Source organism: Streptomyces sp. NPDC005811 (assembly GCF_040630405.1).
GTDB lineage: Bacteria > Actinomycetota > Actinomycetes > Streptomycetales > Streptomycetaceae > Streptomyces.
In genome coordinates, this window is record NZ_JBEXXK010000001.1 from 14,529 (window position 1) to 37,069 (window position 22,541).

At 72.0% G+C, this 22,541-nt stretch carries 15 protein-coding genes; 13 read left to right on the top strand and 2 right to left on the bottom strand.

Going from position 1 to position 22,541, the window contains the following annotated elements; all coding sequences use genetic code 11:
* Positions 1-61: 61 nt before the first annotated feature.
* The 9 genes from ABZ490_RS00075 to ABZ490_RS00115 all read left to right on the top strand — a co-directional run bounded on the left by ABZ490_RS00075 (position 62) and on the right by ABZ490_RS00115 (position 16,402).
* Positions 62-1,174 carry a hypothetical protein gene (locus ABZ490_RS00075; protein ID WP_358982174.1) on the top strand — a complete coding sequence of 371 codons (1,113 nt, stop codon included), beginning with the start codon at positions 62-64 and terminating at the stop codon, positions 1,172-1,174.
* Positions 1,175-1,222: 48 nt separating this feature from the next.
* Positions 1,223-1,993 (top strand): TIGR03936 family radical SAM-associated protein, encoded by a 771-nt coding sequence (locus ABZ490_RS00080; RefSeq protein WP_358982176.1) that lies wholly within the window; start codon positions 1,223-1,225, stop codon positions 1,991-1,993.
* 306 nt (positions 1,994-2,299) lie between these two features.
* The gene (locus ABZ490_RS00085) at positions 2,300-6,577 is read left to right on the top strand and encodes an Rne/Rng family ribonuclease (protein WP_358982178.1); all 4,278 of its coding nucleotides are present in this window, start codon (positions 2,300-2,302) and stop codon (positions 6,575-6,577) included.
* Positions 6,578-7,051: 474 nt separating this feature from the next.
* Entirely contained in the window at positions 7,052-8,167 is a 1,116-nt protein-coding gene (locus ABZ490_RS00090; protein WP_358982180.1) for a DegT/DnrJ/EryC1/StrS family aminotransferase, read from the top strand.
* Positions 8,164-9,183, top strand: a complete 1,020-nt coding sequence (locus tag ABZ490_RS00095) for a Gfo/Idh/MocA family oxidoreductase (protein WP_358982182.1) — start codon at positions 8,164-8,166, stop codon at positions 9,181-9,183. Before ABZ490_RS00090 ends, ABZ490_RS00095 begins: the two co-directional genes overlap by 4 nt.
* An 84-nt stretch (positions 9,184-9,267) precedes the next feature.
* Positions 9,268-11,856: a glycosyltransferase gene (locus ABZ490_RS00100; RefSeq protein WP_358982184.1), complete on the top strand. Its 2,589-nt coding sequence runs from the start codon at positions 9,268-9,270 to the stop codon at positions 11,854-11,856.
* A 20-nt stretch (positions 11,857-11,876) separates the two neighbouring features.
* Positions 11,877-13,460 carry a glycosyltransferase family 4 protein gene (locus ABZ490_RS00105; RefSeq protein ID WP_358982186.1) on the top strand — a complete coding sequence of 528 codons (1,584 nt, stop codon included), beginning with the start codon at positions 11,877-11,879 and terminating at the stop codon, positions 13,458-13,460.
* Entirely contained in the window at positions 13,457-15,109 is a 1,653-nt protein-coding gene (locus ABZ490_RS00110; RefSeq protein WP_358982188.1) for a glycosyltransferase, read from the top strand. Before ABZ490_RS00105 ends, ABZ490_RS00110 begins: the two co-directional genes overlap by 4 nt.
* Before the next feature lie 9 nt (positions 15,110-15,118).
* Positions 15,119-16,402 carry a nucleotide sugar dehydrogenase gene (locus ABZ490_RS00115; protein ID WP_358982190.1) on the top strand — a complete coding sequence of 428 codons (1,284 nt, stop codon included), beginning with the start codon at positions 15,119-15,121 and terminating at the stop codon, positions 16,400-16,402.
* 63 nt (positions 16,403-16,465) lie between these two features.
* Here ABZ490_RS00115 and ABZ490_RS00120 read toward each other — a convergent pair whose 3' ends face one another.
* On the bottom strand, positions 16,466-17,605 hold the full coding sequence (locus tag ABZ490_RS00120; protein WP_358982192.1) for an acyltransferase: 1,140 nt from the start codon (positions 17,603-17,605) through the stop codon (positions 16,466-16,468).
* Positions 17,606-17,928: 323 nt separating this feature from the next.
* On the opposite strand from ABZ490_RS00120, the gene ABZ490_RS00125 reads away from it, so the two are divergent.
* The gene (locus ABZ490_RS00125) at positions 17,929-19,488 is read left to right on the top strand and encodes a glycosyltransferase (protein WP_358982194.1); all 1,560 of its coding nucleotides are present in this window, start codon (positions 17,929-17,931) and stop codon (positions 19,486-19,488) included.
* A gap of 42 nt (positions 19,489-19,530) precedes the next feature.
* Here ABZ490_RS00125 and ABZ490_RS00130 read toward each other — a convergent pair whose 3' ends face one another.
* Positions 19,531-20,133: an acyltransferase gene (locus ABZ490_RS00130; protein ID WP_358982196.1), complete on the bottom strand. Its 603-nt coding sequence runs from the start codon at positions 20,131-20,133 to the stop codon at positions 19,531-19,533.
* A gap of 14 nt (positions 20,134-20,147) precedes the next feature.
* Here ABZ490_RS00130 and ABZ490_RS00135 point away from each other — a divergent pair, with 14 nt between their 5' ends.
* From ABZ490_RS00135 to ABZ490_RS00145, 3 genes are all read left to right on the top strand, one after another.
* Positions 20,148-21,485 carry an RHS repeat-associated core domain-containing protein gene (locus ABZ490_RS00135; protein ID WP_358982198.1) on the top strand — a complete coding sequence of 446 codons (1,338 nt, stop codon included), beginning with the start codon at positions 20,148-20,150 and terminating at the stop codon, positions 21,483-21,485.
* A gap of 66 nt (positions 21,486-21,551) precedes the next feature.
* Positions 21,552-22,043 (top strand): Hint domain-containing protein, encoded by a 492-nt coding sequence (locus tag ABZ490_RS00140; protein WP_358982200.1) that lies wholly within the window; start codon positions 21,552-21,554, stop codon positions 22,041-22,043.
* A 23-nt stretch (positions 22,044-22,066) separates the two neighbouring features.
* Complete coding sequence (locus ABZ490_RS00145; RefSeq protein WP_358982932.1) at positions 22,067-22,234, top strand: hypothetical protein; 168 nt, start codon at positions 22,067-22,069, stop codon at positions 22,232-22,234.
* Positions 22,235-22,541: the final 307 nt, after the last annotated feature.

A 22,541-nucleotide genomic window follows, 5' to 3' on the forward strand; every position in this document is an offset into this window, starting at 1 on the left:
TTTGTCATCCGTCCGGCTGATTCCGTGCATCCAGTGAGCGGTCCGCGGCGTCTACACCGGTATGGACCTGCAGAAACCGCCCGCCGAGCCGCATCAGCCGGAGGGATGCCTCGTCGTCGCGATCCGGCTGCCCGTGCGGATCGTGGTGCTCGTGCTGGTCGTGCCCGTGCGGATGGCCTGGGACGCGCTGGTCGTCACCGGCCGCTTCCTACGGGACACCCTGCTCCGGCCACTGGGCCGCGCCCTGCTGTGGCTGGGGCGGGTGGTGTTCGTGTGGCCGCTGGTGGGGCTGTGGCGGTACGTCCTCGTCCCGGCCGGCCAGGCACTGGCCTGGCTCGGGAAGGTGCTCCTGGTCGTCCCCGCCGTCGCCCTCCACCGGTACGTCCTGACTCCGGTCGGGCAGGCCGCCGTATGGCTGGCGCGGGGCGTCGGCGCGGGGTGCGCGTGGCTGTACGCGCGCGTGCTGACCCCCGCCGGGCACGCGGTCCTGTGGCTGGCGCGGTACGCGGTCGTCGTCCCCGTGCTGTGGCTGGTCCGGTACCTGGTCGTCGTACCCGCCCGTCGGGTGTACGAGTGGATCCTCGCGCCGGTCGGACGGGCCGCCGCCTGGTGCGCGCTCGGGTTGTGGCGGCTGCTCGGACTGCTGGTCACGGGGCTCGGGACGGCCCTGTACTGGATCGCCCGGGTGCTGCTGGTGCTGCCCGCGCTCGCGCTGTGGCGCTGGGTGCTCGTCCCCGTCGGGCGCTTCCTCGGCGTCCTCGCCCGGGAGGTCGGGGAGGCGCTCGGACACGCCTGGCGGATCGCGGGGCACCTCTCGCGCTCCGTCGGCCGGGTCCTCGCCACCGTCTTCCGGTGGCTGTTCGTGGAGCCGGTGCGCTGGGTGTACCGGACCGTCCTCACCCCGGTGGGGCACGTCGTCCGCGACCTCGTCCTCAAGCCCGCCGCGCAGGCCGCGCGCGCCGTGGGCCGGGTGACCCGGCAGGCCCTCGCCTCCGCGCGCGAGACGGCCCGGCAGACCCGGGCCGACGTACGGCGGATCCTGTTCGGGGAACCCCGGGAGCGGGCCGTGCGGACCCGGGAGAGGGAAGCCGTGCTCCGGCGGGAACCGACGCCGCTCGGCACACGTACTCTTGATAGCAGTACGACCGCTCTCACGAACCTCACGAAGGACTGAACGACACTGGGCAAGCGACAGCCCGAAGGCCCGCCGCCCGCACCCGCGGTGCAGCGCATCCGACTGCGCTACACCAAGCGCGGCCGCCTCCGGTTCACCAGCCACCGTGACTTCCAGCGTGCCTTCGAGCGCGCGTTGCGCCGTGCCGAGGTACCGATGGCGTACTCGGCGGGGTTCACGCCGCACCCGAAGGTGTCGTACGCCAATGCCGCACCCACCGGCACGGGCAGTGAGGCGGAGTACCTGGAGATCGCGCTCACCGCGGCGCGCGAACCGCAGACGCTGCGTGCGCTGCTCGACGAGTCGCTGCCCACCGGGCTCGACATCGTCGACGCGGTCGAGGCCCGCACCTCGGGCCTCGCCGACCGGCTCACGGCCTCCGTGTGGGAGCTGCGGCTCGACGGAGTCGACCCGGCCGACGCCGAACGCGCCGTCCAGGTCTTCAACTCCGCCGGGACCGTCGAGGTCCAGCGCATGACCAAGAACGGCCTGCGCACCTTCGACGCCCGCCCGGCGGTCGTCCATCTCGAAACACAGCTCGAAACACAGCTCGACACGCAGCTCGAAACACAGAGTGAAGCGGCTGATAGGCCGACCGACCGGCCCTGTGCGATACTGCGGCTGGTTGTTCGGCACGTGACGCCTGCCGTTCGACCCGACGACGTCCTGTCCGGTCTCCGCGCCGTGGCCGACCTGGCGCCGCCGGTCCCCGCAGCGGTGACCAGGCTGGCGCAGGGGCTGCTCGATGAAGAGACCGGCGCCGTGACCGACCCGCTCGCGCCCGACCGCGAGGCAGCCGAGGCCCTCACAACGGCCTAGCCACTGCCGCCGCGAAGGCGTCGACGCACGGAAGGTTCCGCATCGGGACGGGCGTCGTAGCGCAGCCCTCGGACTCGGGAGCCACCTGGGTCGGGCGGCGCACCCACCAGAAGACTTTCGCCAGGCCGTCGCAACAGGGCTACGGAACCGGCGAGACAGGACACAGAGAGCTCCCGTGCGGCGGCCGCGCCCCGGACGGCGGCAGCGCGCAGGTGCGCGAGCCGCGGACGTCAACGGCGACCGATCCCTCGTGATCGGCGCCGGGCCCGGTGCGGCGCCCGGGAGCCTGACGGGAGACACACCCGCATGCTCGAACCGACCGAACCCACCCAGGGTTCCGAAGAACAGAACAACACCCCCAGCGACACCCTGCCGCCGCGTCGTCGGCGCCGTGCCGCTTCCCGCCCGGCCGGCCCGCCGAGCGGCGCCGCCGAGGCCCCGGCCGAGATCACCGCGCCGGCCATACCGGCCGTGGAGACCGCCGAGCAGCTGGCGGACGAGGTCGACGAGACCGAAGAGATCGCCATGAACGAAGAAGAGGCCGCCGCGGAGAAGGCGGCTGCGGAGAAGGCCGAGGAGGCCGCTCCCGCGCCCCGTGCGCGTCGCCGTGCCACCCGTCGGGCGTCCGCGCCCGCCGGTGCCCCGGCCGAGACCGAGGCGGCCGAGGCCGCTGCCGAGACCGTGGTGCCGGTGGCTGCCGCCGCCGAGGCGGAGGCCGTGGCGCCGGTGGCCGAGGAGGCCGCCGCCGCGCCGCGTACGCGTCGTCGTGCCACCCGTCGGGCGTCGGCGCCCGCCGGTGCGCCTGCTGAGGCCGAGGCCGCGCCTGTGGCCGAGGTTGCCGCTCCCGCCGAGGTCGAGGCCGAGGCTGCCGCCGAGGAGGCCGCTCCCGCGCCGCGGAGCCGTCGTCGTGCCACCCGCCGGGCGTCCGCGCCCGCCGGTGCTCCGGCCGAGCCTGAGGCGAGCGCGGAGACGGAGCCGTCCGTGGCCGAGGTTGCCGCTCCCGCCGAGGTCGAGGCCGAGGCCGCCGCCGAGGAGGCCGCTCCCGCGCCGCGGAGCCGTCGCCGTGCCACCCGCCGGGTGACCGCGCCCGCCGGTGCCGCCGCCGCGAGCGAGGCCGAGCCGGCCGTGACCGCCACGACCGAGCCCGCCGCTGCCGAGCCGGTCGTCGCCGCGCCCGCCGCCGAGGCGAAGGCCCCCGAGGCCGCCGCCCAGGCCCCGGCCTCCACCGCCCGGACCGCTGCCGCCCAGGCCCCGGCCGTCGAGGCCACCCCCCGTACCCCGGCCGTCTCCGAGGCCGCCGAGGAGGAATCCGGTACCCGGCGGGCCCGTCGGCGCGTCGTGCGCCGGGCCGCCGGCGGGTTCTCCGAGCCCGCGCCCGTGCGTAACGGCGAGGGCGACGCGCCGCGCCGGCCCGCGCGGCCCGCGGTCGCCGTGTTCCAGGCGCCCGTGTTCGCCGAGCCCCAGTTCCAGACGCCGCAGCGCGCCGCCGCCGAGGCTGCCGCCGCGTCCGCCGAGGAGCCGGTCGTCGAGGCCGAGGAGACCGAGGAGCTGCCCGCCGAGGTGCTCGCCGAGGAGGTGCCCGCCGAGGAGCAGGCCGGCTCGCGCCGTCGCCGTCGTCGCCGGGGCGCCGCCTTCGCGGAGGAGACCGAGGCCGCCGAGCGGACCGAGCCCGCCCCCGCCGCGGAGGCGGCGGACGACACCGAGCCGGAGGAGGCCGACGAGGCCGCCGAGGACGGGGTCGAGGGCGACGAGGAGAACGAGGAGACCGGTTCGCGCCGTCGCCGCCGCCGCGGTGGGCGTCGTCGCCGCCGGGGCGAGGCCGCCGACGGCGAGGGCGACGGCCTGGACGCCGAGTCCGACGAACTCGCCGCCGAGCAGGCCGCGCAGGACGCGGAGGACACGGCCGAGCAGTCCGAAGAGGACGCCGAGGACGCCGAGGACGAGGCCGGCGGTTCCACCGCGGGCAGCCGTCGCCGGCGCCGCCGCCGTCGTCGCGCCGGAGACGGCGGCGCCGACGCCGAGCCGGGCGACGGCGACCCCGAGCGGACCGTCGTCAAGGTCCGTGAGCCCCGCAAGCCCGCCGAGCCGTCCGACGAGGTGCAGTCCATCAAGGGCTCCACGCGTCTGGAGGCCAAGAAGCAGCGCCGCCGCGAAGGCCGTGAGCAGGGCCGCCGACGCGTCCCGATCATCACCGAGGCCGAGTTCCTGGCCCGCCGCGAGGCCGTCGAGCGCGTGATGGTCGTCCGCCAGAGCGGCGAGCGCACCCAGATCGGCGTCCTCGAGGACGGCGTGCTCGTCGAGCACTACGTCAACAAGGAGCAGTCGACCTCGTACGTCGGCAACGTCTACCTGGGCAAGGTCCAGAACGTGCTGCCGTCGATGGAGGCCGCCTTCATCGACATCGGCAAGGGCCGCAACGCCGTCCTGTACGCCGGTGAGGTCAACTTCGAGGCGCTCGGCATGGCCAACGGGCCGCGCCGCATCGAGTCCGCGCTGAAGTCCGGGCAGTCCGTGCTCGTCCAGGTGACCAAGGACCCGATCGGGCACAAGGGCGCCCGGCTGACCAGCCAGGTCTCCCTCCCGGGCCGCTACCTCGTGTACGTCCCCGAGGGCTCGATGACCGGCATCAGCCGCAAGCTGCCCGACACCGAGCGGGCCCGGCTGAAGACGATCCTCAAGAAGATCGTCCCCGAGGACGCGGGCGTCATCGTGCGCACCGCCGCCGAGGGCGCGAGCGAGGACGAGCTGCGCCGTGACGTCGAGCGCCTCCAGTCGCAGTGGGAGGACATCCAGAAGAAGTCCAGGAACGGCGGCAGCTCCAACGCGCCGTCCCTGCTGTACGGCGAGCCGGACATGACCGTCCGGGTCGTCCGCGACATCTTCAACGAGGACTTCTCCAAGGTCGTCGTCAGCGGCGACGAGGCCTGGTCGACCATCCACGGGTACGTCTCGCACGTCGCGCCCGACCTGGCCGAGCGGCTGTCGAAGTGGACCTCCGAGGTCGACGTCTTCGCCACCTACCGGATCGACGAGCAGCTCGCCAAGGCGCTGGACCGCAAGGTCTGGCTGCCCAGCGGTGGTTCGCTGGTGATCGACCGCACCGAGGCGATGGTCGTCGTCGACGTCAACACCGGCAAGTTCACCGGCCAGGGCGGCAACCTCGAGGAGACGGTCACCAGGAACAACCTGGAGGCGGCCGAGGAGATCGTGCGCCAGCTGCGGCTGCGCGACCTCGGCGGCATCATCGTGATCGACTTCATCGACATGGTGCTGGAGTCCAACCGGGACCTGGTGCTGCGCCGTCTGCTGGAGTGCCTGGGCCGCGACCGTACGAAGCACCAGGTCGCCGAGGTGACCTCGCTGGGCCTCGTGCAGATGACCCGCAAGCGGGTGGGCCAGGGTCTGCTGGAGTCCTTCTCCGAGACCTGCGTCCACTGCAACGGCCGCGGTGTCATCGTCCACATGGAGCAGCCCGCCTCCCTCGGTGGCGGCGGCAAGCGCAAGAAGCGCGGCCGGGGCGGCGACGCCCACGAGCACGAGCACGAGGCCGTGGCGGTCGAGACCGCCGAGCCGCTCGTGGGTGCCGAGGAGGAGGCCGAGACCGAGGCCGAGGTCGCCGCCGAGGTGGCCGAGCCGATCGCGCTGACGCCCCCGGAGTTCGCCCCCGACGAGGAGCTGTACAGCAGCGTCGCCGAGGCGGAGGCCGCGGCCACGCGTGGGCGCGGCCGTCGCAGGGCGAGCCGTCGGGCGTCCGCCCCGGCCGGTGCGCCGAGGGGCGCCGGGCGCCGGGGAGGCCGTGGTGAGGTGTTCGCCGCGGAGGAGCCGGTCGAGGAGCTCACCGAGGCGTCCGTCGAGGCCCCCGTCGAGACGCCTGCCGAGGCCCTCGTGGAGGTGCCCACCGCACAGGCCGTGACCGCCGAGGCGGAGGCCGCCCTTCCGGTGCAGCCGGCCGAGGCGCTCACCGCGCAGGCCGAGCCGGTCGCGGTGGAGGACCCGGTCGTCGAGGCCCCCGTCACCGAAGAGGCCGCGCCCCAGGGCCGTACCCGTCGTCGCGCCACCCGCAAGGTGTCCGCGCCGGCCGGTTCGCCCGCCGGTGCCGAGGCCGCCGTGGTGACGGTCGTCGAGCCCGCCGTGGAGGCCCCGGCCGCCGAGGCCGCGCCCGTCGCGGCCGAGCCCGAGGCCGAGCCGGTCGCCGAGAGCGCGGCCCCGGCCCGCCCGCGGCGCCGTGCCGTGCGCAAGGCCACCGCGCCGACCGCGGCCGAGGAGACGGCCGTCGTGGTCGTCCCGTCGGCCACGGCGGAGGCCGCCGAGGCGCAGGCCGCCGAGGCCGAGCCCGTCGCGGCGGAGGTCACCGGGGCCGAGGGCGTCGCCGCTGAGGAGGCCGCTCCCGCCGCTCCCGCCAAGAAGACGGCCGCCCGCAAGACGGCCAAGAAGGCCACGGCGACGAAGGCCGCCACCAAGAAGACGGTGACGGCCAAGAAGACGGCCGCGAAGAAGACCGCCGCCAAGAAGACGACGGCCAAGAAGGCCGCCAAGGCGACGGTCGCGAAGAAGACGGCCGCGGCGCAGGCGACCGAGGACTGACCCTCTCACCTGCGGTGCGACAACGGCGCGGGCGTCCGGTGCGAACCGGGCGCCCGCGCCGTCGTTCGCGCCGTCGGCCGGATGCCTCTCCCGGCCCCTCACCTCGTGTCGCACTGTGTTTACCGTAGAGTTACGCTGTGTCTTGCTTGTGATCGAGGGCACCCGGGGCGGTGGTTTCTCTGTGGTAACACTCGGGAAAATTGCCGTCCCCGTGCTGGTAACGTGCAGTCTGGTCCCGGTGGCCAAAGACATGCACACCGTGACCGCAGCCGATGAGCACATCCGGTCCCGTACCGGGTACGGCTGAATCCCGCAAGGAACCCTCGGGGGGCGGGCTCCTGTGTACAAGCCGTCCATCCGCCTACAGGTGGCCATGGACAACCAGGGATGCGGCCGTGCTGAACATCGACATGGCCCTTCCCGACCGCATGACGTGGTGCGCCTTAGAGGTCGCCGTAGAGGAGGGGTACGTCGATGACCGACGCCCATGAGTTCATACCGGCCGCCAGACCCGTGATCGACGAGGACGAGATCGAGGCGGCGGTGCGCGTTCTGCGCAGTGGCCGGGTCGTCCAGGGTCCCGAGGTGGCAGCCTTCGAGGAGGAGTTCTCGGAGCTGGTCGACGGGCGTCACTGCGTCGCGGTCAACTCCGGCACCTCCGCCCTCCACCTGTCGCTGATGGCCCTCGGCCTCGGCCCGGGCGACGAGGTGATCGTGCCGTCGTTCTCCTTCGCGGCCTCCGCCAACGCGGTGCGGCTCGTGGGGGCCGACGTGGTCTTCGCCGACATCGACGCCGACACCTTCTGTCTGGACCCCGCCGCGGTCGAGGCGGCCATCACCCCGCGCACCGCCGCGATCATGCCCGTCCACCTCTACGGCCACCCCGCCGCGATGGACCGGATCATGGCGATCGCCGCACAGCACGGCCTCGCCGTCGTCGAGGACGCCTGCCAGGCGCACGCCGCCGCCCTGAACGGCACCCCCGTCGGTGCCTTCGGCGCCGCGGGCACCTTCAGCTTCTACCCGACGAAGAACATGCACAGCCTCGAGGGCGGCATGATCTCCACCGGTGACGCCGAGGTCGCCCGCACCCTGCGCCTGCTGCGCAACCAGGGCATGGAGCAGCGCTACGCCAACGAGATCGTCGGCGCCAACGTCCGGATGACGGACGTCTCCGCCGCGATCGGCCGCGTCCAGCGCGGCAAGCTCGACGGCTGGACCGAGCAGCGCATCGCCAACGCCGCGTACCTCACCGCGCACATCAGCGCGCCGAACGTGGTCACGCCGAAGGTCGCCGAGGGCGCCCGGCACATCTACCACCAGTACACCGTGCGCGTCCGGGGCGACCGCGAGGCCTTCATGGCCGGGCTGACCGAGGCCGGCATCGGCAACGCCGTGTACTACCCGACGCCCATCCACCGGCTGAAGCCGTACTGGGAGCCGGACCAGAAGGCGGGCCGCACCTGGGACCTGCCCGAGACGGAGCGCGCCGCCGCCGAGGTCGTCTCGCTGCCGGTGCACCCCTCGCTGTCCGCGCACGACCTGGAGCGGATCGCCGCCGCCGTGAACACGCTGGGGGAGCAGCTGTGAGCAACGGGAAGCCGCTGCGCGCGGGACTCGTCGGCCTCGGTTCGATGGGCCGTCACCACGCCCGCGTCCTGTCCGGTCTGGAGGGCGTCGACCTGGTCGGCGTCGTCGACCCGATGGGCGACAAGTTCGGCGCCGCCCAGGGCGCGCCGATCCTGGACACCGTCGAGGAGCTCATCGCCCTCGGCGTCGACTACGCGGTCGTGGCCTGCCCCACCCATCTGCACGAGCAGGTCGGTCTGGCGCTCGCCGAGGCCGGGGTGTGCGCGCTCATCGAGAAGCCCGTCGCCGAGACCGTGGACGGCGCCCGCCGCCTCGTCGAGGCGTTCGAGTCGCGTTCCCTGGTCGCCGGTGTCGGCCACATCGAGCGCTGCAACCCGGCGCTGCGCTCGCTGCGCGCCCGCCTGGAGTCCGGTGAACTCGGTGACGTCTACCAGGTCGTGACCCGCCGTCAGGGCCCGTTCCCGCACCGCATCGCGGACGTCGGCGTGGTCAAGGACCTCGCCACCCACGACATCGACCTGACCGGCTGGGTGACCGGACGCGAGTACGTGTCCATCGCCGCCCACACCGTCTCCAAGAGCGGCCGGGTGCACGAGGACATGGTCTCCGCGGTGGGCCGTCTCGACGACGGCACCATGGTGAACCACCTGGTGAACTGGCTCAGCCCGCTCAAGGAGCGCTTCACCTCGGTGACCGGGGAGCGCGGCTGCTTCATCGCCGACACCCTCACCGCCGACCTGACCTTCCACTCCAACGCCGCGGTCACCACCGAGTGGGAGGCCCTCCAGGCCTTCCGCGGGGTGTCCGAGGGCGACATGATCCGGTACGCCATACCCAAGCGTGAGCCGCTGCTCGTCGAGCACGAGCTGTTCCGGGACGCGGTGCTCGGCAAGGACGCCGACATCTGCACCCTGCGCCAGGGCATGCGGACGGTCGAGGTGGCCGCGGCGGTGCTCGAGTCGGCGCTGGACGGCAGCACCGTCCTGTTGGACCGCAATGGTTGCGGGGCCGCCTGAGCGTCCGGACACGCGTCGCCGGCGGTCCCTGGCCCCTTGTGCGCAGGGGGCGGAATTCTCGTCCCATCCGGAGGAAGACAAAAAATGGAATCCCCTGCTCGTAGGCCGAGGCTCGCGGTCATCGTGGCCAACGGCATCACGGGCGACTCCCGCGTCCAGAAGACCGCGGTCGCGGCGGCGCGAGACGGCTGGGACGTGACCCTGGTGGGGCGCAGCGACACCAAGCGTGTCCAGCGTTCCAAGATGGGCCCGATCACGGTGATCCGGGTCCCGGTCGGCGCGGAGTACCTGCGCGGGGTGAACTCCCGCAGGACGCACCCCGTACGGGCGGCCGCGACGCAGTTCCAGCTGCGGGACCAGGCGGCGCTGAACCGCTACACCGCGGCCTACCGGGCCTGGGTGCGCCAGACGTCGGCCGAGAGCAACTGGGCGGGCAGCCCGCGCCGCGCGTCCCTCAAGGCGCTGCTGCGGGCCCGCCGGTCGGTGCACCGGCTGCGGGTGCGGGCGTTCCGGTGGGAGGAGCAGCGCCGGCCCAAGGACCCGGCTCCGGTCGGCGACTGGCGCCGTGACTGGCCGCAGGTGGTCGACCTCGATCTGGCGTTCGGTCCGGTGATCGAGGAGATCGAGCCGGACGTCATCCACGCCAACGACGTGACGATGATCGCCACCGCGGCGCAGAGCGCGGCCCGGCTGCGGGCCCGCGGCCGCAAGTGCGCCTGGCTCTACGACGCCCACGAGTACATCAAGGGCGTCGAGTGGCCGAACGCCCGCCAGGGCTCGGCGCTGCCCGCGCTGGAGGCCGAGTTCATCGGCCGCGCCGACGCCGTGGTCACCGTCTCCACCCAGATGGCCGAGCTCCTGAAGAACGACCACGAGCTGGGCGAACTGCCGCTGGTCGTGGGCAACTCGCCGGTCCGTGAGGTCATCGGCGGACGCCGCTCCAGCGCGTCCGTCCGCGAGGCCTGCGGTCTCGGCCCCGAGGTGCCGCTGATGGTCTACTCCGGCTGGATCGGCCGGGAGCGCGGGGTGGACGCCGTCATCGACGGGCTGCCCGACCTCCCGGACTTCCATCTCGCCCTGGTGGTGGGCCGGATGACACCGCTCCTGGAGGAACTGCTCGCCCAGGCGGAGTCCCTCGGCGTGCGCGACCGGATCCACCTGGTGCCCTACGTGCCGCAGCACGAGGTCGCCGACTACCTCTCGTCGGCGGACCTCGGGCTCACCCCCTTCAAGCGCGTCCCCAACTGCGAGGTGTCGCTGCCCACGAAGGTCTCCGAGTACCTCCAGGCGGGCCTGCCGCTGGTCACCAGCGATGTGAAGGTCATCAAGGCGTACGTCGAGGAGCACGGCCTGGGCGAGGTGTGGACCTGGGACGACCCGAAGACGTTCGCCGTGGCGGCCGCCCAGGCCATGGACAAGCGCGACAAGCTCGCCGAGGCCATCACCGAGGACGTCCGCACGGAACTGTCCTGGGAGTCGCAGAGCGGCAAGCTGCTCGGGCTGTACCGCGAGCTGTCGAAGAAGACCCCGCCGGGCCCGCGCCCGGAGGTCTCCTGGACCGTGCAGGAGACCCCCGAGGCCGTCCAGACGGTGGAGGTCACCGACGGCGACGGACAGCCGGCCTGGCGCAGGCTCGGCGAGACCCGGATCAAGCTGGGCCTCGGGCCGGCCAACTACGCCGGCCAGGGTGCCGCCTACGCCCAGGCGATCACGCGCCTCAACCCGGACGTGTCCGTCGAGGTCGTGATGAACAAGCGGCCCGAGTCCTTCGACTACCCGGCCGACGTGTACGTCGACGCCACCCGGCTGCGGGAGCTGAACGTCCAGCTCCAGCAGGTGGAGCGGATCGTCGGGCGGTACACGCACCTCCTGGTCGACGCCTTCATGCCGGTCTTCGGCCAGCTCAACGGCCCGTCGATCGCCGGTGACCTCGACGCGCTCAAGCAGGCCCGGATCAAGGTGGCGCTGCTCGCCCACGGCAGCGACATCCGGCACCCGCTCCGGCACATGGAGCGGCACGCGTTCTCGCTCTTCCACGACGCTCCCGAGGGCATCGCGGAGAAGCTCCGGGTGAAGGCCGAGCTGAACCGGCGCATCGCGCAGGAGGCGGGACTGCCGCTGTACGTCACCACCCCGGACCTCCTGGAGGACCTGCCGTCCGCGAGCTGGGCCCCGCTGGTCGTCGACGTCGCCGGCTGGGCGACCGACCGGCCGGTCATGGAGCGCAAGCGCCCGCTGGTGCTGCACGCCCCCTCGAAGCGGTGGACCAAGGGCACGGACCGGATCATGCCGGTGCTCACCGAACTCCATGACGAGGGCCTGATCGAGTTCCGGCTCGCCGAGGGCATCCCGTGGGCCGAGATGCGCGAGCTGGTCCAGGACTGCGACTTCGTCCTCGACCAGTTCACGACGGGCAGCTACGGTACGTTCGCTGTGGAGGCCATGGCCGCGGGCAAGCCCGTCGTCGCGTACATCAGCGACGGGGTGAAGGCCGCGACCGACGGCGCCCTGCCCATCGTGGACGCCACCCCGGACACACTGCGTGAGGTCATCCGGTCGCTCGTCGACGACCGGGAGGGCACCGCGCGGATCGGCCGGCGCTCCGTCGACTTCGCCCGTACGTACCACGACGGAAGCTGGACCGCCCAGGTCCTGAGCGATTTCCTGAAGTGACCAGTTCAGAAAGGCTGTTCATGGAAGCGCAGAGTGCCGATGCGCCCCGCCCCACCAAGGGCCGCGTCGTCATGCTCGTCGACAACAAGGTCGACGGCGACTCGCGAGTGCAGAAGGCCGCCGAGTCCGCCGCGGCGGCCGGCTGGGACGTGGTGCTGCTCGGTCTCGTGCGGTCCGGCAGCGGGCGCACCTGGAAGCTGGGGGACGCGGAGGTCCGGCTGCTGCCGCTGAAGACCCCGCTGGCCAAGCGGCACGCCGAGCGGCACCGCTCGCTGCTGCGCCGCCCCTTCGCCTACCCGCCGGGCCCGATGGCCGCCTACCGCCGCCAGTGGGTCAAGGCGTGGCGGGTCGACCTCGCCACCCGGCGGGCCGCGCTCAGGGTGGTGCCCGCCGCGGTGGGCAGCCCGCTGTTCCGCACGGCGGAGAAGGCCCGCCTCACGGTGGCCGGCCCCGTCTCCCGGTTCATGCAGAAGTGGATCGAGTTCCGCGCCGGGCAGAGCACCAAGGCCCAGCAGGCGGGCCGCGCCCTGCGCGGTCCCCTCGACCGGGCGTTCACCGCGCTCTGGAAGGGCGCCAAGGGCAAGCGGGCCTGGCGCCGTCTGGAGCCGGTGCTGTGGGACTACGAGCTGACCTACGGCAAGGAGATCGACGCCCTCAAGCCCGATCTCATCCACGCCAACGACTTCCGCATGCTCGGGGTGGGCGCGCGGGCGACCGTGCGGGCGCGGGCCAAGGGCCGCTCCGTCAAGCTGGTGTGGGACGCGCACGAGTTCCTGCCCGGGGTACGCCCGTGGGAGGACAACGCCCACTGGATCCCCGGCAACACGGCCCACGAGAGCGAGTACGCCCCGTTCGCCGACGCCGTGGTCACGGTCTCCGAGGGGCTGGGCGACCTGCTGATCGAGCGGCACGGGCTGAGCACCCGGCCGACCGTGGTGCTCAACGCGCCGGACCGTCCCGTGGAGCGGGACCCGGCGATCGAGGACGCCGAGCCGGAGCCGGACCTGCGCGAGCTGTGCGGGATCGGCCCGGAGGTTCCGCTGGTCGTCTACAGCGGCTCGCCCGGCCCGCAGCGTGGCCTCGGTGACATGGTGGAGGCCCTGCCCGGGCTGGACGGCGTCCACATGGCGTTCGTGGTCCCGTCCCCGGCGGCCTCCTACATCCAGAGCCTGCTGCGCCGTGCGCAGGAACTGGGCGTGGGTGACCGGCTGCACGCCGTTCCGTATGTGAAGCACTGGCAGGTGGTGCGGTTCCTGTCCGCGGCGAACGTCGGCTGCATCCCCATCCACCACTGGCCGAACCACGAGATCGCGCTGATCACGAAGTTCTTCGAGTACTCGCACGCCCGGCTGCCGCTGGTCGTGAGCGATGTGCGGACCATGTCCGAGATGACCCGTTCCACGGGCCAGGGCGAGGTCTGCCGGGCGGAGGACGTCGACGACCTGGTGCGCGCGGTCAAGGCCGTGCTCGCCGACCCGGAGAAGTACACGGCGGCCTACGACAAGCCGGGGCTGCTCGACACCTGGACCTGGGAGGCGCAGGCCGAGGTCCTGGACGGGCTCTACACCCGCCTGGTCACGGGGACCGCGGGGGAGCCGGCATGAGCGCGCCCGCCGACGTCAGCGTCGTCGTCGCCGTCTACAACACGATGCCGTACCTGACGGACTGCCTGAACTCCCTGCTGGGACAGAGCATCGGCCGGGAGCGCCTGGAGATCGTCGCCGTCGACGACGGCTCCACCGACGACAGCGGCCGTGAGCTGGACCGGTTCGCGGCGCTGTACCCGGACACCGTCAAGGTGATCCACCAGCCGAACTCCGGCGGCCCGGCCGCGCCCAGCAACCGCGCGCTGGACGTGGCCACCGGCCGGTACGTCTACTTCATCGGCTCCGACGACTACCTCGGCGACGAGGCGCTGGAGCGCATGGTCAGGTGCGCCGACGCCAACGACTCGGACGTCGTCGTCGGCAAGATGGTCGGCACCAACGGCCGGTACGTGCACCAGGCGCTGTACAAGGAGAACGCCGCGGACGTCAGTCTGTACGACTCCGCGCTGCCGTTCACCCTGGCGAACACCAAGCTGTTCCGGCGGGACATGGTGGAGAAGTACCGGCTGCGCTTCCCGGAGCACCTGCCCGTGGGCAGCGACCAGCCGTTCACCATCGAGGCGTGCGTGCGCGCCCGGAAGATCTCGGTGGTCGCGGACTACACCTGCTACTACGCGGTCAAGCGCGGGGACGCCAGCAACATCACCTACCGCGCCGACCATCTGGCGCGGCTGCGGGCGGCGGCCGAGATCATGGACTTCACGGCCGGGCTGATCGAGGCGGGCCCGGACCGGGACGCGGTGCTGCGCCGGCACTTCACCTGGGAGCTGGCCAAGCTCGTCCAGGGCGACTTCCCGTCCCTGGACCGGGAGTTGCAGCGGCAGCTCTGCACGGGCATCGGCCGGCTGGCGGACGTGTACCTCACCGACGGCATCCGGGACGCCATGGACGTCAAGCGCCGGGTGCGGATCGCGCTGGCGCAGGCCGTGGCCATCGACGAGCTGGCCGAGGCGATCTCCTCGGAGGCGGAGCACGGGGCGCCCCCGTTCGTGGTGGAGGGCGAGCGCGCCTACGCCCGCTACCCGGGCTTCCGCGACCCCCGGATCGGGGTGCCCGACCGGGTCTACGAGCTGGTCGGGGAGGCCGTACCGGGCCGCCTCGCCAAGGGCACCGTGCTGCTGGACTCCGCCTGGGACCAGCAGGGCGAGAAGCTCGCCTACACGGCGTCCGTACGGGTGCCGGTCCTGGGTGACGTCGAGGGGGCCGGCGTGGCCCTGCGCCTGGTCAAGGGCGCGATGCCCAAGTCGGCGGACAAGCCGGGCGCGCGTCGGCTGAAGTCCGGGCACGAGCTCAGGCCCGTGGTGGGCGAGATGAGGGTGGAGCCGTCCGCGCACGGCTCCGCCGCGACCGTGCTGCACGCCCGTGTCCCGCTGGAGCCGGCCACCGGCAAGTGGGGCGTGCGGGTGTACGTCGACGTGGCCGGTTCGACGTACGAGATCCCCGTGAGCGGCAAGGGACTGCCCATGCCGCTGGCCCGCAAGTGGGGGAGGGACGACGATCCGTACCGGGCGTCGGCCCTGGTCAACCCCAAGGGACGCGTGGTGGTCGACACGGCCCAGATGTACCCCCCGAAGAGGACTGTGGTCCGGCGGGCGCTGGGGGGCCTTGTCCGGAAACTGAAGTCCCGTTCCAAAAGGAAGAAGTAGCGACCCTCCATGAACATCTGTGTAGTAGCGCTCGGCAAGATCGGGCTCCCGCTGGCGGTGCAGTTCGCCTCCAAGGGCCACCGGGTCATCGGCGCGGACGTCAACGAGAAGGTCGTCGAGCTGGTCAACGCCGGTGTCGAGCCGTTCCCCGGTGAGCACGACCTCGACGTCAAGCTGAAGCAGGCCGTCGACGCCGGTCTGCTGAGCGCGACCACGGACACCGCGTCCGCGGTCGCCGAGTCCGAGGCCGTCGTCGTGGTCGTCCCGCTGTTCGTGGACGCCGAGGGCACCCCGGACTTCGGCTGGATGGACGCGGCGACCAAGGCGATCGCGCACGGCCTGAAGCCGGGCACGCTGGTCTCGTACGAGACGACCCTCCCGGTCGGCACCACCCGCACCCGCTGGGCGCCGATGCTCGCCGAGGGCTCGGGCCTGACCGCGGGCGAGGACTTCCACCTGGTCTTCTCCCCGGAGCGCGTCCTGACCGGCCGGGTCTTCGCCGACCTGCGCCGCTACCCCAAGCTGGTCGGCGGCATCGACGAGGCGTCGTCGGCCCGCGGTGTGGAGTTCTACGAGCAGGTCCTCGACTTCGACGAGCGCGCGGACCTGCCGCGGGCCAACGGGGTGTGGGACCTGGGCACCGCCGAGGCCTCCGAGCTGGCGAAGCTGGCCGAGACGACGTACCGGGACGTCAACATCGGGCTGGCGAACCAGTTCGCGCGGTTCGCGGACAGCAACGGCATCGACGTCAAGAAGGTCATCGAGGCCTGCAACTCGCAGCCGTACAGCCACATCCACCAGCCGGGCATAGCCGTCGGCGGTCACTGCATCCCGATCTACCCGCGGATGTACCTGTGGAACGACCCGTCGGCGACCGTCGTGCGCTCCGCCCGTGAGGCGAACGCGGCGATGCCGCAGTACGCGGTGGACCTGCTGGCCGCCGCCTACGGCGACCTCACCGGCGTCAACGTCCTCGTCCTGGGCGCCGCCTACCGCGGCGGGGTGAAGGAGACGGCGTTCTCGGGCGTCTTCCCGACCGTCGAGGCCCTCAAGGCGCGCGGCGCGGTGCCGTTCGTCTCGGACCCGATGTACACGGCCGAGGAGCTGGCCGCGCACGGCCTCACCCCGCACGCGGGCGAGAAGGTCACCGCGGCGATCCTCCAGGCCGACCACGCCGAGTACCGCGCCCTGACCCCGGCGGACCTGCCGGACGTCACGGTCCTGGTCGACGGCCGCCGTACGACGGACCCGGAGGCCTGGAAGGGCGTCCGGCGGGTCGTCATCGGAGGCTGACACCCCCGCACACGGCCGAGGGCCCGTCCGGTACGTCCGGACGGGCCCTCGGCCGTGTACGGGTCAGCCGCGCGCGGCCGCCGCCCGCTTGGCGGACTCCTTCTCCAGGGCGGCGCGCAGCCACCTCTGGGTCGGCTTCTCCACGAACCGGTGGACGAGCCAGGACAGCCCCAGCAGCAGCGCCGTGGTGATGCCCAGGGTGGCCCACGCCCCCACGTGCCCGTACAGCGTGCGGATCAGCGCCCAGCCCAGCTCCTCGTGGAGCAGGTAGAGCGGATAGACCAGCGCGCCCGCCGTGGACAGCCACCGCCAGCCGACGCGGTCCAGCTTGTGCAGGGCGACCGCGAGCACCAGCAGGTAGAAGACGGTGACCAGGGCCAGCGCGAGGTAGGGGTCGCGGTCCATGCCCTTGTCGTGCCGCAGATGATCGGCGTGCTGGACCAGGTCGCTCTGCATCACCAGCCAGCTCGCGCCGAGCAGACCCCAGAGCTTGAGGTCCGGCCCGAACCGGTACATCAGGTACATGGCAATGCCGGAGACGAAGAGGGCCGTGTTCAGCGGCTGGGCGAAGATCCCCACCAGCGGCACGTCGTCCTGCTGCACCAGGATGCTCGCGAGCAGCCACAGCCAGCAGAAGACGGAGACCCGGACGTAGTCCAGCCCCTTCCAGACCACCACCAGGAAGACCAGGTAGAAGGTCAGCTCCACCCAGAGGGTCCAGTAGGCGCCGACGAGATGCCGCGCGGACAGCGGCACCTGGAACATCGTGAGGTTCGTCAGCGACTCGCTGACGCTGGGCGCCTTGCGCGACCCGTCGGGCATCCCGCGCCAGACGAGCACGGCCACGACCACCGAGAACCAGTACGCCGGGAACAGCCTGAGGAAACGGGCCTGCACGAACTGCCCCGGGGTCCGGCCCCAGGCGGACAGACAGATGACGAAACCGCTGATGATGAAGAAGAGCTGGACACCGTAGGAGCCGTACGAGGTGACGGGGAACAGCCACGGGAACAGTTCCTTGGGATTGACACCCCAGTTCGCCTTCGTCGCCGCGTCCACCCCGGTGAAGTGGAACAGCAGGACCGAGAGCGCCGCCACGACCCGCAGCGCGTCCAGCGCGTAGAGCCGCGTGGCGCCCTCCCGCGCGGGCGGCGCGGCCGGCGCCTCCTGCTGGGCCGGGACCGTGACATCGGTCTGGGACATGCTCCCCCTTCCACGGCCGCCACACCCCGCCTCGGCGCGGTTCGCCTCAGGGCCCCGTGGTGTGCAGCCGCGCCCGGTGAGCATACGGGGCGCGGGCCGCGTATCTCCGCGCAGGCGGCCCGGGCGGGGAAGAACACGGCCTTACCTGTTCATCGGACGTTGCATAACTCGTCACAAGGAAGTCGTCGTATGATCCGGCCCTGGCTACTCAGCCGGGGTCGGCCGCTCACCGCTCAGGATCCTCACGTGCCCGCTGCCCGCCCCTCGTCGTCGACCGTCACCGGGATCGGCCCCGGTGACAGAGCTGGAGCTACGCTGTGCCGGTGCCACCGATACCCGCTGAGCAGTTGATCGGCCTCGCCCGCCCGGTGAGCACCGGCCTGGCCAGGGCGGGAGCGCCGTCCCTCGGGGCCCGGCTGCTCAACGTGCTGGCCCACCGCGTCCCGGAGCCCCGGCTCAAGGCCGACCTGCTGGCCGAGGCCGCCGCGCTGGAACTCGCCCACGGTCTCACCCCCCGCCGCCTCAAGGCGGCCTACGCGGCCCAGCTGGTGTGCGCGGACGCGCTGTTCAAGGAGGGCAAGAAGGCGGCCGCGGCCGCGGCGGCGGCCGACGCGCTGATTCTGGCGTTCCACCGCGTCCCGCACCTCGACGGGCTGACCTCACCCCTGGCGGAGGACCCCGAGGGCTTCACGGCCGCGCTCCGCCGCAGCCGCACCCTGCGCGCCGTGGCGAAGCCGCGCGGCCGGGCGGAGGCCGCCGCGACACCGCCCGGCGACCGGCCCCACCGGCTGCTCATCGTCAACCGGGGCAACGCGAACTTCCTGCCGCTCATCACCGGCCGCTACGAGGGTCACCCCGACGCCGAGGTCCGGACGCTCGACATGGCCACCGACCCGGAGCTCGCGCCGCTGGCCAAGGGGCTCGGGCGCATGATGGCGCGGGCCGTGGGCGGCCAGGCCGCCTACGGACGGGCGGCCGAGAAGGCACTGCGCCCCCACCTCGACTGGGCCGACACGGTCTTCGTCGACTGGTGCTCGATCGGCGCGGCCTTCCTGACCCTGGTGGACCCGGGCACCACCCGGGTGATCGTCCGGCTGCACAGCTACGAGGCCCTCAGCTACTGGCCTCACGTCATGGACTTCTCGCGCGTGGACGACCTGCTCTTCGTCAGCGCGCACGTACGGGACCTCACCACGGCCGCGGTACCGCGGCTGCTGGCCGAGGACGCGCCCCGGCTGCACGTGATCCACAACGCGATGGACCTGTCCGCCTACCGGCGCCCCAAGCGACCCGACGCACGGTTCACGCTGGGCCTGGTGGGCACCGGCCAGGTCGCCAAGGACCCCCGCTGGGCGGTCGAGGTCCTGCGGCTGCTGCGCCGGCACGACGAGCGCTACCGCCTGCTGCTCGTGGGCGGCGGCCTGAACGCCGACAGCAGCCCGGCCGTACGGCGGTACCACGACGCGCTCGAGCGGGACCTGGCGAAGCTGGAGCCGTCCGGCGCGGTCCGCCGCGTCGGACAGACCGACGACGTGCCGGGCGCGCTGGAGGAGGTCGGCACGATCCTCAGCACGTCGGTCCGGGAGAGCTTCCACTGCGGACTGGTCGAGGGGGCGGCCAGCGGCGCCGTGCCCGTGGTCCGCGACTGGTCGTTCTTCGCGGGCCGCGAGCACGGCGCCCGTACGCTCTTCCCGCAGGACTGGGTCGTCGGCACGCCCGAGGACGCGGCCCGGCGGATCCTCGCGGTCACGGCCACCGAGGAGACCTGGCAGAAGACGGGACAGGCGGCCGCCGAGCACGCCCTCGCCGCCTGGGACTGGAACGTCGTGCACGACGACTTCGACCGGCTCCTGCTCGACGTCCACCGGAACACGACGGCCTGAACGGCCCGGCCGGTGCCCGGCCCGCACCCGGGCCGGGGTGGGTCAGGTGGTGCGCAGCGCCAGGACGCCGTCCTTCTCGTCGTACAGCTCGCCCGTCTGCGGGCAGGTCCAGGTGCCCTGCTCGGTCGCGTGCTCGGTGAGCCGTACGCCGGCCCGGCCGACCCAGCCGATCCGGCGGGCGGGGACACCGACGACCAGGGCGAAGTCGGGCACGTCCTTGGTGACGACGGCGCCCGCGGCGACCATGGCCCACCGGCCGATGACGAGCGGCGCCACGCAGACCGAGCGCGCGCCGATCGAGGCGCCGTCGAGGATCTTCACCCCGACGGCCTCCCAGTCGCCGCCGCGCTTCTGCTTGCCGTCGGGGTCCACGGAACGCGGGTTGTGGTCGTTGGTGAGGACCACGGCAGGGCCGATGAAGACACCGCTGCCCAGCTCGGCGGGCTCGTAGACGAGCGCGTAGTTCTGGAGCTTGCAGTTGTCGCCCATGTGCACGCCCGATCCGACGTACGCGCCCCGGCCGATCACACAGCCCTCGCCGAGACGGGCGCCCTCGCGGATCTGCGCGAGATCCCAGACACTGCTGCCCGCCCCGATCTCGGCGCTCTCGTCGACCTGCGCGCTGGGCTGGACCCTGTAGTTCACTTGTTCGCCTTCCGGTGTGCGTCCTTCGTCCGGCGAGCATACGGGGAGGGGGCACAGCCCCGTATGGGTGTCCCTGGCCCGTTCCTACGCCTGCTCCGGCGCTGATCCGGTATCTCGCGCCCGGACCACGCCACGAAGGCGGCCTGGGGCCGCCGAGGCCCGCTCACGAAGGCTCGGCGGCCCACGGGCGGTGGCGGCGGGCGCGGCGGCGAGCCGCAGGCGGCACCGCGTACTGGACCAGTTGGGACTTTGACGCCCTCGGACAGCGCCAGCACCAGATCGAGCACTCCACCACCGGCGGCAGCGACACCACCACCAGCTACGCCTACGACTACAACGGCAACGGCACGGTCCAGCCCCACGCCCTGTCCTCCACCTCGGCCGCCGGCGCGAGCACCGCGACCACCAGCTACGCCTACGACAAGGCCGGCAACACCACCGTCGCGTCGGGCAACCAGGCGCTGACCTGGAACGACGCCGGCCAGCTCACCCAGGTCAGCGGCGGCAAGACGGGCACCACCGGCTACATCTACGACGCCGACGGCAACGTCCTGCTCCAGACCGACCCGTCCAGCACCACCCTCTACCTCCCCGGTGAGCAGCTCACCCTTACCGGCAGCACCACCACCGGCGTCCGCTACCTCCCCCTGCCGGGCGGCGGCGCCGTGGTCCGCACCGGCACCACCACCAACTACAAGTTCGAGATCAGCGACCCCCACGGCACCAGCGGCCTCTACCTGGACAACACCGCCCAGACCCCGACCTGGCGCCAGTTCACCCCCTACGGCGGCACCCGCGGCACCGCCGTCAGCTGGCTCGACAACCGCGGCTTCCTCAACGCCCCCGACAACGCCAACACCGGCCTCACCCAACTCGGCGCGCGCCAGTACGACCCTGTCCTCGGCCGCTTCGCCAGCCTCGACCCCCTCTTCGAGGCCACCGACGACCAACAACTCGCCGGCTACGCGTACGCCCGCAACAACCCCATCACCAACAGCGACCCCTCAGGACTGTGCGCAAGCGCCGACTGCCCGACCCGGCCGGCTCCGGGATACGAGAACACGACGCCGGGCCACACTCCGAGCAAGCCGAAGAAGTCTGCCAACACCACCTACGCAGAAAGAGGCGAAAGCTACAACAGCGGCGCCAGCAGCAAGAGCGGTACGGCGCACAGCGGTAGCAGTGGCCAGAGCGGAGGCAGCGGCCACAGCGGCGGCAGCAGTCACCCGAGCGGGCTTGGTGGCTTCCTCTCCGGACTTGTCGATCAGACCAGTGACATGGTCACCGGCTATGTCAACCAAGCCCTCAGCAGCCTTAGTACGGTCGGCGACTGCATACTCGGAGACGGCTGAGGCAGTTGCGCCGCACTGACCGTGCCGGGCGTAATCGCCAAACAGGGGATCCCTGCCATCCAGGGCATGTGGGACACCGGCGTCAGCATCTACACCGAGTACAAGCAGGGCGACGGCGCCCACGCCAGCGGTCGGGTCAGCGCCTTCGTAGCGGTGGCTCTCCTCAGTCGGGGGCGTGGGAGCGCAGCCGAGGCCGAGGAAGCAGGCGCGGTCGCTCGGAGATGCAAGAGCTTTACGTCCGCCACGCCCGTGTTGCTGGCCGACGGCAAGTCCAAGCCCATCGGGAAGATCAAGCCCGGAGACATAGTCCGAACAGCCGATCCCAAGACGGGCAAGCGCAAGGGTTCACGTGCCGTCTCCGCAGTGTGGATCAACCACGACTACGACCTTGTCGACCTCGGCATCCGCCAGGCAGACGGCACGCTGAGCGTTCTGCACACCACCGCGAAGCACCTGGTCTGGGACGACACCCTCCACAAGTGGATACCCACAGAAAGCTGGCCGTCGGCCACGCGCTCAACACCGCCTCGAACAAGCACGTCTATGTGGCTTCCGTGACTGCTCGCCCGGGCGACCAGCACATGTACAACCTGACGGTGGAAGACCTGCATACGTACTATGTGCTGGGGGGCACGCCGGTCCTGGTTCACAACTGTGATCCTCTTGTGCAGTACGCCGACTCTGTGCGTAATGACACAGGGGTGAAATTTGCTTCCGAATACACGTCTCCTTCAGGAGAAAAGTATTAGGGCCGCAACAAGCACGGTCAGCAGGCCAGTGGTGTTCTGCAGGTTGCTTTGGACGAGGCTGATCATCATGGAGGTTGCGCCGAGGTGCACTGCCTGATTCAGGCTCAGGCGGCTGAAGGGCCGGAAGCGATCAGGGGAGGTACGATGCGTACGGTGCAGTCGAGAAATAACTCCATGCCGACGTCAAATACAGCTGGTCATGGCGCACCAGCCACTCCATGTGGTCGCTGCGTGCGACTGCTGGACAACCTCGGTATCGGTTGGTAATCCTGATCAGCTTTGACTCGTTGGACCCCGAACTTCTGCA

What these genes read in the sequence shown, in the direction of transcription:
- ABZ490_RS00075 (WP_358982174.1), top strand. Translation starts at nt 62, where the DNA reads ATGGACCTGCAGAAACCGCCCGCCGAGCCGCATCAGCCGGAGGGATGC.
- ABZ490_RS00085 (WP_358982178.1), top strand. Translation starts at nt 2,300, where the DNA reads ATGCTCGAACCGACCGAACCCACCCAGGGTTCCGAAGAACAGAACAAC.
- ABZ490_RS00090 (WP_358982180.1), top strand. Translation starts at nt 7,052, where the DNA reads ATGACCGACGCCCATGAGTTCATACCGGCCGCCAGACCCGTGATCGAC.
- ABZ490_RS00100 (WP_358982184.1), top strand. Translation starts at nt 9,268, where the DNA reads ATGGAATCCCCTGCTCGTAGGCCGAGGCTCGCGGTCATCGTGGCCAAC.
- ABZ490_RS00105 (WP_358982186.1), top strand. Translation starts at nt 11,877, where the DNA reads ATGGAAGCGCAGAGTGCCGATGCGCCCCGCCCCACCAAGGGCCGCGTC.
- ABZ490_RS00110 (WP_358982188.1), top strand. Translation starts at nt 13,457, where the DNA reads ATGAGCGCGCCCGCCGACGTCAGCGTCGTCGTCGCCGTCTACAACACG.
- ABZ490_RS00115 (WP_358982190.1), top strand. Translation starts at nt 15,119, where the DNA reads ATGAACATCTGTGTAGTAGCGCTCGGCAAGATCGGGCTCCCGCTGGCG.
- ABZ490_RS00120 (WP_358982192.1), bottom strand. Translation starts at nt 17,605, where the DNA reads ATGTCCCAGACCGATGTCACGGTCCCGGCCCAGCAGGAGGCGCCGGCC.
- ABZ490_RS00140 (WP_358982200.1), top strand. Translation starts at nt 21,552, where the DNA reads ATGTGGGACACCGGCGTCAGCATCTACACCGAGTACAAGCAGGGCGAC.
- ABZ490_RS00145 (WP_358982932.1), top strand. Translation starts at nt 22,067, where the DNA reads ATGTACAACCTGACGGTGGAAGACCTGCATACGTACTATGTGCTGGGG.